The 10,000-nt window shown below is 47.4% G+C and carries 14 protein-coding genes and 1 pseudogene; 7 read left to right on the plus strand and 8 right to left on the minus strand.

Annotated features, from left to right (window positions below; all coding sequences use genetic code 11):
- Positions 1–334, plus strand: a 334-nt coding sequence (locus tag LDL40_RS16600; protein ID WP_300996564.1) for a hypothetical protein, incomplete at its 5' end; no start/stop codon positions are given.
- 67 nt (positions 335–401) lie between these two features.
- Positions 402–941 (plus strand): gamma carbonic anhydrase family protein, encoded by a 540-nt coding sequence (locus tag LDL40_RS16605; protein WP_300996565.1) that lies wholly within the window; start codon positions 402–404, stop codon positions 939–941.
- On the opposite strand, the gene LDL40_RS16610 is transcribed toward LDL40_RS16605, so the two are convergent.
- Together LDL40_RS16610 and aroE are read right to left on the minus strand one after the other, a co-directional pair.
- Positions 933–1,181 carry a DUF1488 domain-containing protein gene (locus tag LDL40_RS16610; RefSeq protein WP_300996566.1) on the minus strand — a complete coding sequence of 83 codons (249 nt, stop codon included), beginning with the start codon at positions 1,179–1,181 and terminating at the stop codon, positions 933–935. The genes LDL40_RS16605 and LDL40_RS16610 overlap by 9 nt on opposite strands.
- Positions 1,178–1,993, minus strand: coding sequence for a shikimate dehydrogenase (gene aroE, locus LDL40_RS16615; protein ID WP_300996567.1), 816 nt, complete (start codon positions 1,991–1,993; stop codon positions 1,178–1,180). The genes LDL40_RS16610 and aroE overlap by 4 nt, the downstream gene beginning before the upstream one ends.
- Before the next feature lie 9 nt (positions 1,994–2,002).
- On the opposite strand from aroE, the gene LDL40_RS16620 reads away from it, so the two are divergent.
- Positions 2,003–2,443, plus strand: coding sequence for a group II truncated hemoglobin (locus tag LDL40_RS16620; protein ID WP_300996568.1), 441 nt, complete (start codon positions 2,003–2,005; stop codon positions 2,441–2,443).
- Between the two features lie 50 nt (positions 2,444–2,493).
- On the opposite strand, the gene hemF is transcribed toward LDL40_RS16620, so the two are convergent.
- Complete coding sequence (hemF, locus tag LDL40_RS16625) at positions 2,494–3,417, minus strand: oxygen-dependent coproporphyrinogen oxidase (RefSeq protein WP_300996569.1); 924 nt, start codon at positions 3,415–3,417, stop codon at positions 2,494–2,496.
- A 26-nt stretch (positions 3,418–3,443) separates the two neighbouring features.
- Positions 3,444–4,025: a Sua5/YciO/YrdC/YwlC family protein gene (locus LDL40_RS16630; protein ID WP_300996570.1), complete on the minus strand. Its 582-nt coding sequence runs from the start codon at positions 4,023–4,025 to the stop codon at positions 3,444–3,446.
- 145 nt (positions 4,026–4,170) lie between these two features.
- Here LDL40_RS16630 and purE point away from each other — a divergent pair, with 145 nt between their 5' ends.
- Together purE and LDL40_RS16640 are read left to right on the plus strand one after the other, a co-directional pair.
- Positions 4,171–4,656 (plus strand): 5-(carboxyamino)imidazole ribonucleotide mutase, encoded by a 486-nt coding sequence (purE, locus tag LDL40_RS16635; protein WP_233010009.1) that lies wholly within the window; start codon positions 4,171–4,173, stop codon positions 4,654–4,656.
- A gap of 3 nt (positions 4,657–4,659) precedes the next feature.
- On the plus strand, positions 4,660–5,811 hold the full coding sequence (locus LDL40_RS16640; RefSeq protein ID WP_300996571.1) for a 5-(carboxyamino)imidazole ribonucleotide synthase: 1,152 nt from the start codon (positions 4,660–4,662) through the stop codon (positions 5,809–5,811).
- A gap of 67 nt (positions 5,812–5,878) precedes the next feature.
- On the opposite strand, the gene LDL40_RS16645 is transcribed toward LDL40_RS16640, so the two are convergent.
- The 4 genes from LDL40_RS16645 to LDL40_RS16660 all read right to left on the minus strand — a co-directional run bounded on the left by LDL40_RS16645 (position 5,879) and on the right by LDL40_RS16660 (position 9,255).
- Positions 5,879–6,424, minus strand: a complete 546-nt coding sequence (locus LDL40_RS16645; RefSeq protein WP_127019035.1) for a type I DNA topoisomerase — start codon at positions 6,422–6,424, stop codon at positions 5,879–5,881.
- 83 nt (positions 6,425–6,507) lie between these two features.
- Positions 6,508–6,981, minus strand: coding sequence for a DUF494 family protein (locus LDL40_RS16650; protein WP_046519776.1), 474 nt, complete (start codon positions 6,979–6,981; stop codon positions 6,508–6,510).
- Positions 6,982–6,983: 2 nt separating this feature from the next.
- Positions 6,984–8,075 carry a DNA-processing protein DprA gene (gene dprA, locus LDL40_RS16655; protein WP_300996572.1) on the minus strand — a complete coding sequence of 364 codons (1,092 nt, stop codon included), beginning with the start codon at positions 8,073–8,075 and terminating at the stop codon, positions 6,984–6,986.
- Between the two features lie 22 nt (positions 8,076–8,097).
- Positions 8,098–9,255: a LysM peptidoglycan-binding domain-containing protein gene (locus LDL40_RS16660; RefSeq protein ID WP_300996573.1), complete on the minus strand. Its 1,158-nt coding sequence runs from the start codon at positions 9,253–9,255 to the stop codon at positions 8,098–8,100.
- 121 nt (positions 9,256–9,376) lie between these two features.
- Between LDL40_RS16660 and def the strand changes: the two genes are divergently transcribed.
- Positions 9,377–9,883, plus strand: a complete 507-nt coding sequence (def, locus tag LDL40_RS16665; RefSeq protein WP_300996574.1) for a peptide deformylase — start codon at positions 9,377–9,379, stop codon at positions 9,881–9,883.
- 16 nt (positions 9,884–9,899) lie between these two features.
- Positions 9,900–10,000: pseudogene (gene fmt / locus LDL40_RS16670) on the plus strand (methionyl-tRNA formyltransferase); the annotation flags it as partial.

A 10,000-nucleotide genomic window follows, 5' to 3' on the forward strand; every position in this document is an offset into this window, starting at 1 on the left:
TGAACCGGTTATTACCTTGTTCAGCGGGAGGCGTATCTTACACTTCCCAGAATTTGTGTCAAGCCAGCGTTTTGAAATTATTTATCAAACTCACTTCTTAACTTGCTTCGCTTCACTTTTGAGCCTTTCGACTCCACCGCGTTGCGAGGCGGCCATTTTAGTGATTTTCAACTGTGTGTCAAGCGATGTTTTGCATCATTTTTCACTTCAGTTCAAAACCACCCCAGAGCTGCTTTCGCACTACCCCGTTGGCATGGCGCGCATTATAGGGAGTTTTTGGCGGCGTGCAATACTCTTTTTAAGAAAACTTATACTTTTGAGTGCGACAGCCTGAAATTCAAACGAACCGTGCTTTTTTTCAACATTTGTCGCATACTTCCGCAGCAGCAGAGGAAATTCTTATGTCATTAACTTCATATAAAGGTAAAACTCCACAGCTGGCTGAGGGAGTTTATGTGCATCCATCGTCTGTTTTGGTCGGCGATATTCAAATTGGCCTGCATAGTAGTATCTGGCCTTTAGTAGCAGCACGGGGTGATGTGAATATTATCCGTATTGGTGAGCGCACTAATGTGCAGGATGGTTCTGTACTACATGTGTCTCGCCCAACGTCGAAGAATCCGGCCGGTTCTCCTCTTGTTATAGGAGACGATGTTACAGTTGGGCATAAAGTGATGTTGCACGGTTGTCAGTTGGGCAACCGTATTCTGGTCGGTATGGGCGCTATAGTGATGGACGACGTTATAGTAGAAGACGATGTCATTATAGGGGCTGGTAGTTTAGTACCACCAGGCAAAAGATTAGAGTCTGGTTATCTCTATGTAGGTAGCCCGGCAAAACAAGCCAGGGTGCTTAATGAAGCAGAACGAAGTTTTCTGACTCAGTCTGCTATTAACTATGTGGTATTAAAAGATGAGTATCTGGCCGAGCCGTTAGGCTGAGCCATCCAGGTACAACACACCATCTGTATTAAAGCGGTCTGCTTTGGCCGCTTCTTCTATTTGTTCTTCCCAATAAAAGCAGTCTTCTTTTATTTGCTCTAACCAACTTTGATTATCCCAGCCTTGTGGCTTCTTTATATAGATACGTAACCGCAAGCCTGCAGCTAGACAACTACAGCTGACTGAATCGGTGTTTTCATCAAAACTGAAGTCATGATTAAAAATCAGTTGCTGATTCATGCTTTCACCATAGCCGTCAGTTGTTGTAGTACTGGCGTGACATCAGGTTTTACGCCACGCCATATTGCAAAACTTTCAGCGGCCTGACTGACTAACATACCCAGGCCATCTGCACAAAGTGGCACAGCTTGTTGCTGACACCAGTTCAGAAAAGCCGTCGGCTCTTTGCCATACAACATATCATAGGCCAAGGTGCAGTGCTTAAGATGTTGTTCTGCTAACGGCGGTCTTTGTTGGTCCAGTCCACTTGAAGTTGCATTAATCACTATGCTCCATTTTTCGACTGGCACTTCGTTATAACCAGATGCTGTTACTCTGTTATCAAAGAGCCCGGCTATGGTTTGCGCTTTATCTGCAGTTCTGTTGGCTATATGGATATGCTTTACACCAGCAGCTAACAAAGGCCCAACAACACCACGGCAAGCGCCACCCGCACCTAATACTAAAATGGCAGCATCCTGAAGCTCTGCTCCCAGTCGGGTTAAATCAGCCACTAAACCCAAGCCATCGGTGTTATCACCACAAAGCACACCAGCTCTATCTATATATAATGTATTGACCGCACCTGCCTGCAACGCGCGCTCACTAAGTTGTTCTGCTAACTGGTAGGCCTGCTCCTTAAAAGGCACAGTGACATTGCCGCCCCGGCCACCAGCAGCGACAAAGCTAAACCAGCTGTCGGCAAAGGCGTCGACCGGTGCTAAAATGGTCTCGTAACTCAAAGCTTGTGCGGTTTGTTTGGCAAACCAGCTATGGATCAGCGGCGATTTTGAGTGCCCAACAGGATTTCCAAATACAGCGTAACGGTCCACAGGTTCACCATGAAAAAGTTGTTTGACGCGATTTTTAATAAAAGCCAGCCAAATAGCAAGCCACATCCGACTCCGGCGACTACGCCATACGAGCTGATTGGCGGCGAAGCAGCAACCAGGCGTCTGGCCAATAGATTCTATGACATTATGTCGACAGCACCAGAAGCCGCCGCCTTGTATGCTATTCATCCTCTGCCACTGGACAGCATAAGGCAAAAGTTTTTTGAGTTTTTATCCGGCTGGTTGGGCGGCCCTGCTTTGTTTGAACAGAAATACGGTCATCCACGTTTGCGGATGCGCCATATGCCTTTTGCTGTGGATCAACAGATGCGTGATCAGTGGATGTTTTGTATGAATAAAGCCTTGGCAGAAGTAGTTGAAGATAAATTGCTGCGTCAGGGGTTGAGTCATTCGCTGGGGCAACTGGCCAGTCATATGATCAACAGATAATGATTGGCAGATAACACTCAGGCGCCGAAGCGCCTGTAGTTACTCTGTACTTATGAGTGATTAAGCCCTAACCAATCCTGAGGTTGCAGATAACGCTCGTATAATTTCGCTTCCGCACTGCCTGCTTCGGGCTGATAACCATATTGCCAGCGCACTAAGGGTGGCATCGACATCAAAATAGATTCTGTACGACCTCCACTTTGCAAACCAAACAAAGTGCCACGGTCAAATACCAGGTTAAATTCAACATAACGGCCACGGCGGTACAACTGGAACTGACGCTCTGTTTCTGAATAAGCTTTGTCTTTGTTGTTCTGCACTATAGGCAAATAAGCCTTAGTAAAGGCTTCGCCAACTGCCGACATAAAAGCAAAACTCTGTGCAAAACCCGGCTCGTTTAAATCATCAAAAAACAAACCACCTACGCCACGGGTTTCGTTGCGGTGTTTTAAGTAGAAGTACTCGTCGCACCATTTTTTGTATTTAGGGTAATAAGTGGCATCAAACCCATCGCAACAGTCTTTCGCCACCTGATGCCAATGCACTACATCAGCTTCCACCGGATAAAAAGGCGTTAAATCAAAACCACCACCAAACCACCAGACGGGCGCTTCACCTGCTTTTTCGGCGATAAAAAACCGCACATTGGCGTGACTGGTTGGGATATGGGGGTTCAGCGGGTGGATCACCAACGAAACGCCCATGGCCTCAAACTGACGACCCGCCAGTTCAGGCCTGTGTGCGGTGGCTGAAGCCGGCATCTTATCGCCAAACACATGGGAGAAATTCACACCAGCTTGTTCAAACACAGCCCCCTGAGTTAAGACACGGCTACGACCACCACCACCTTCAGCTCTGTCCCAGCTTTCTTCAACAAAGTCTGCAGTGCCATCCGCAGCAGCGAGTGCAGCGCAAATGCTGTCCTGCAGTGCCATTAAAAAAGCTTTTACCTGATGTTTATCGACGTTTTGCATTTGCTTATCTCTTGGTTCGAAGGTGATCAGCCAGCGCGGTAAATATGGCCTGTACTAATATCCCGTATTTCTGATGGCACAGCGCGGCCACCTGTTGCAGCGTCTACTATGACCGCCACTTTATCCGCCAATTGTTGTTGAACTTCGGCTGTGCTGCGGCAAGGCTCGAGGCCGGTTAAATTGGCACTGGTCGAGGTAATAGGCTTACCAAAAGCCTGACACAACTGCTGCACCACAGGGTGGTCGCAGACCCGGATTGCGATGGAATCAAACTGCCCTGTCAACCAGTCACTGCAACGGGCTGAGGCCGGTACCACCCAGGTCACTGCCGCTTTGTCTTTGACACCTGCACTGTCACGCCAGGAGTCCAGCATTAATTGAGTTTGTTCCATGGTTAGCTTGTCGGCTGCAATATAAGGAATCAACTGGGAAAAGTCTGCAGCTATTAAGATTAAGCCCTTGGATTTTGGCCTTTGTTTGACCTGCAACAAAGTTTCGATGGCTAAACTATTATCCGGGTCACAGCCGACACCAAACACAGCTTCAGTTGGATAGGCAATCACCTGACCTTGTCGCAGGGCATTCACAGCAGATGTGAGATCTGTCACTTTTCTGAGTCCTGTATCTGAGGTTTTTCGTCAAAAATGGTTCTGGTCAAGGCCAGAGTCGTCCCTGAAGCTACAGCTTCAATTACTTTGCGTATATAATAGCGGCCTTATTATGCCAGTTCTTTGCAGCTTTAAGGAAACAACGATGAAAGTAGGTATTATCATGGGGTCTAAATCCGATTGGCCCACAATGAAAAACGCGGCCGATATGTTAGATCGTTTTCAAATTGCCTATGAAACCACTGTTGTTTCAGCTCACAGAACTCCACAACTTTTAGCTGACTACGCAACTAATGCAGCTGGTCGTGGCTTAAAAGTCATTATTGCAGGTGCAGGCGGCGCAGCCCATTTACCTGGTATGGCCGCAGCTTTTACCAGCTTGCCAGTCTTAGGTGTGCCAGTGCAGTCTAAAGCCTTAAAAGGTCTGGACTCATTATTATCTATAGTGCAAATGCCAAAAGGTGTTGCAGTGGGAACGCTGGCTATTGGTGATGCAGGTGCAGCCAATGCAGGCTTATTGGCCGCCCAAATTCTGGCGACTTCTGATGCTGAGCTGATGAGCAAAATTGATGCTTTCCGCAAAGAACAAACTGACTCTGTATTGGCTCACCCGAATCCAGCCGAGGAATAAGCAATGAAGGTTCTGGTTTTAGGTGCTGGTCAGTTGGCTCGTATGATGAGTCTGGCAGGTACTCCACTGAATTTAAAAGTCTCGGCTTATGATGTAAACAGCGACACAATTGTTGACCCTGTCACTCAGCAACAACTGGGCACTGGTCTGGCTCAGGCTATAGCCAATGCCGATGTCATCACCTCTGAGTTTGAACATATTCCTTATCCGGTGCAGGAACTGTGTCAGCAAAGCGGTAAGTTTTTACCCAACAGCACAGCGATCAAAGCAGGCGGCGATCGCCGTCAGGAAAAACAACTGTTGGATAAAGCAGGCGTGACCAACGCTGCTTATAAAATTGTGGTGACTGAACAGGATTTTTATCAGGCCATTGAACAACTGGGTTTGCCACTGGTGCTGAAAAGCGCTTTAGCCGGTTATGACGGCAAAGGCCAATGGCGCTTAAAAACTCAGGCGGACGCACAAGCCATTTGGGCTGATATTCAGCAGTTTATGGCAGGCGCCGATCACACTTTGCCTCAGGCTATAGTGGCAGAGCAGTTTGTCCGCTTTGACCGTGAAGTCAGCTTAGTCGGAGCCCGTAATCAGGCCGGCGATATGGTGGTCTACCCACTGACAGAAAATCATCATGTCGCTGGTGTACTGGCAGTGTCTTTGGCCTTGCCGGGTCAGCAGGAATTGCAGCAACAAGCCAAGCAGATGTTTGAAGCTGTAGCCAGCGCTTTGGATTATGTGGGTGTATTGGCACTGGAGTTTTTTCAGGTGGGTGACCAACTGTTGGTCAATGAGATAGCACCACGGGTGCATAACTCAGGACACTGGACTCAACAAGGTGCAGACACCTGTCAGTTTGAAAACCACTTAAGAGCTGTTTGTGGTTTGCCTTTGGGCAGCACAGCTTTAGTGCGCCCTACTTTGATGGTAAATATTCTGGGTGAAGATCATGTCAGCCCTGCCGTCTTAAGCTTGCCAAGCTGCCATTTGCACTGGTACGGCAAGGGCAAAAGACCTGGCCGCAAAATGGGCCATATCAATTTAAGTGCCACCAGCACCAGCGAACTGGCACAGCGTTTTGATCTGCTGCGTCAGCATTTACCAGAGCAGGAATTCCCTGAGCTGGATTTAGTAGCGGCACGCTTAAAACAACTGCAATAGCAGATCTGCAGTGAGCGAAAAGGCCCAAGCGGGCCTTTTTTATTTGCTGCCCGTTTAGTACCCAGCTTTAACTGCCCTGCACTTTCTGACATTTCTTACTGGCACAGAGTAACTTCACACCAGAAGCCGAAGGCTTTTCCATCAAAAGTGGATAGTTACAGAACTGACATTGCCCCTCGACAGGCTTAAAATTCAACAGGCATTTGCAGTCCGGGTATCTGCTGCAGCCGTAAAAGGCTTTGCCGTATTTACTGGTACGCTCCAGCAACTGGCCTTTTTTGCATTCAGGACAAGCCAGATCACTGGCTTCAGGTTCATCGGCATGCACCACAAAATGACAATGTGGGTAGTTACTGCAACCAATAAACATACCGTAGCGGCCATTTTTCACTGCCAGCTCGTTTCCGCACTCTGGACAAAGTTGATCTTCCAGCACTTTAACCACTGTATTTTCATGTGGATGCAGAGCTTTCAGGTAATTACAGGCTGGATAGTTGCTACAGCCTAAAAAAGGTCCGTTTTTGCCACTTTTAATCTGCAGCGCATGGCCGCACAGAGGACAAGGCTCTGCGGTTTTTTCGTGTTGAAAAAGTGTATCGTCAGACTGGGACATACAAAGGCCATAGAAGAAAACTGGCAAGATTATATACCCAAAGTAATTGGAGTTGCAGCAAGGCTTACAACGAAAAAGGCCGCTTAATGCAGCGGCCCTGTAGGTTCGTCAAAAATAAGGTCTTCCATCTGGGCATAAGCATTTTCACGACCAGGCACATTAAACAGCACCATCAACACCACCCATTTTAAATCGTCCAGACTGACAGAACTCTGATCCAAGTCCATCACTCTGTCCAATACCATCTCGCGGGTGGGCGCGTCCAGCACGTTGATTTGTTCCAGAAACAGCAGGAAACCCTGACACTCAGTCTCCAGCTTACGTTGCTCTTCCACAGTGTAAATACGGACTGCGGTCGAATTCACTTTGGTTAAATAGGGCTTAACATGACTTTCCTGCAAGGCAGACAACGAATCCAGCCAACGCAGGGCCTTAAAAATATCATCATCATGGAAACCAGCTTTGCTGAGCTCACGCTGCAGATCGGCATGATTTACATAAATTTCTGACTCATTGTGGATATAGTTTTCAAACAAATATATGAGGATATCAAACATAGTCAGGCCCTCCTCACTCTGATGTAACCACCAGGTACTGCTGCCACTTCACCGGCCAATTCCAGTTGAAGTAATTCAATCGAGACTTGCGCTACAGATAAACCACTACGCTCTGCTATTAGATCAATTGCAGTGGCCTCATCACCTACGTTAGCCAACAAGCTGTCGTCAAACAAGTCTGTTTGTAATTTTTTTTCTTTGTCCTTTACAGTACTTAGACTGTTATTTTGTAAAAAGCTCCATTCTTCTATGATATCGGCGACACAAGTGGTTAATTTAGCACCTTGCTGAATAAGCTGATGGCAGCCCGCAGCCTGCGGATTGTAGATAGAACCTGGGATCACAAAGAGTTCACGACTGTAGTCTGCGGCATAACCAGCGCTGATTAAAGAACCACTTTTTAGCGCGGCCTCGACCACTAAAGTCCCCAAACTTAAGCCGACCACTATACGATTGCGTAGCGGAAAATGATCTCCTTTCGGAGGCACGTCAGGCAGAAATTCAGAAACCAAAGCGCCGCTGTTGGCAATGTCAGCGGCCAGCTCTTTATGTTGAGGCGGATACACTGTATCAAAACCATGGCCAAGCACGGCTATGGTGTTGCCACGTACTGACAAAGCACCTCTGTGGCTACAACCATCTATACCTTTGGCCATGCCGCTGGTGATAGTTAATCCTAATCGGCATAAATCGGCGGCGAAGTTAAAGGCTACTTGTTTACCAGTGGCGGTGGGCTGGCGACTGCCCACTATGGCAATCTGCGCTTCATTCAGTAGAACCGGGTTACCTTTGATAAACAAGGCAAAAGGCGGCTGTTTAATTTGGCTGAGTAATTCAGGGTAAAGCGGGTCTGTATAGCGGATAAAATGGTGATCGGGGCTAGTTTGCAGCCACTGCATACAATGTTCAATGCGCCCTGGCGTAATGGCCCTGTGGCATTGAATTTGACCAGCAGTAAAGCCCAATTGCTGTAGTTGAACATCATCCAACTGATGGAAATCTGCGGCAGTTACCAGCCCAGCCCACTGCTGATGCTTCAGCCTGTCCATAGACGGAATAGCAGCTAAACGGATCCAATGCTCGAGGTCATCCATAATCCTCTCCCTTGTAAGATCATCAAAGATTACCTATTAAATCTCCAACCCTTACTGGTAGCTCAGTATGTAAGATCATCGCAAAGCTGCTATGCTCACTCACTTTGACGATCATGAGCTGACCAACTAATTCAGTCGGCATTTCATCTGTTGAGCCAACCACTTCGTGCAAAATACGCTGCAATTTATCACTATCTTCCGGATAGGAAGGTCTATCGCCAAAATCAACCACTGCAGGTGAGGGCCGAAAAATGCCAAGCAGATGACCGGGTTGCAACTGAGCATTCAGGCCTTGATTCAGCAGCACAATTTCGCCTTTAGCAAACTCGCGCCATTCGGAGGCGCTATCCACTATCACACCTGACACCTGGGTGTCAGGCGATTGCAGTTGAAAAAAGTCCGGATACACAGACCGCAGAGGCATGGGTAATAACCTGTCCCCTTGCTTCACTTCCCGCCTGGATTTTTGCACTTCTATCCGGCTGATCTGCTGATCGTCAACCAAAGTTGGGGGCAATACTTTTGCTTCCGCCATTAATACGGCTTCATAACCTAAAACATCGCCGCTTTGTGGGTCTTCATAGACTTCGCCCTGACGGTAAATGCCATAGCGTTGAGTTTGGTCCAGCTCCCCCCGAACATAAAGCAGATGACCAGATACAGCATTTTTCACATTCTCCTTTCCACCCAAAATGTATGGCAGACTTTCCAATTGATTTTCTGAGACCAGTTGTTCTTCTGACAAAAAAGGTTCTATCCCTGCAAGCGATATTGAAGGCACTGCTTTCTCTGCCTTTGTCAGCCGACGAACTTTAGGAGTTAATTTGATTGTGCCAGCGACAGCGGTATCGCTTTGGACTTGCGTCGCTGTTGGGGTACTTGTTGTGACTCGCTGACTATTTAGAGTGAGTATTGGCTGCCCATCCGCATCAAATTGCAAATGCAACTCATCACCGGGATAAATCAGATGAGGATTCTTTACTTGAGGGTTCAGCTTCCATAAGCGCGGCCATAACCAAGGCTGTTGCAAATACAAACCAGCAATGTCCCATAAGGTATCTCCGGCTTTCACCTGATACAGACTGGGAGCATCGGCCTTGAGTTTCAGCTCATCAGCCACCAAATCTGAACTAAGAACTGCTGAGAAGCTGAGCAAAATAGCGAGAAGCTGTTGTCGCATAACACCATCCCCATCTGTACTTATAGTAATTCTTGCACACTAAGCTATTCATACTGTGCATAAATGGCTAAAATTAGACCATAGCACAGCCAATTGAACATAGACGACTTTTGTAGGTTCCATGACAGTATTAACAGTTTTACATTATCCAGACGACCGTTTACGCACAGTTGCTGCGGAAGTAGCTGAAGTAACGGCAGAAATTAAGCAACTGACAGCAGATATGCTGGAAACCATGTATGCCGAAAATGGCATAGGTTTAGCAGCCACTCAGGTCAATGTGCATAAGCGTGTGGTCGTGATCGATATTTCAGAAAACCGTGACGAGCCAATGATTTTTATCAACCCGCAAATCATTGCCAAAAGTGGTGACACGGAGTACGAAGAAGGCTGCTTGTCTGTACCGCAAAGCTACGCCAAAGTAGAGCGCGCCGCCGCAGTGACAGTCAAAGCACAAAACGAAAAAGGCGAATGGTTTGAGCTGCAGGCCGAAGGTTTGCTAGCCATTTGTTTGCAGCACGAGTTGGATCATTTAATGGGTAAGTTGTTTATCGACTATTTATCGCCATTAAAGCGTGACCGTATTAAGAAAAAGCTGGAAAAAGAAGCTCGTCTGGCAGCCCGTTAATCAAGCAGGAATTATTTTGACCACTCCTTTACGTATTATTTTTGCGGGCACACCAGATTTCGCTGCCCGCCATCTCGCTGCCCTGCTGGATTCTCCTCATCAGGTGATTGCCGTCTA

The organism is Rheinheimera sp., assembly GCF_020217005.1.
Taxonomy (GTDB): domain Bacteria; phylum Pseudomonadota; class Gammaproteobacteria; order Enterobacterales; family Alteromonadaceae; genus Pararheinheimera.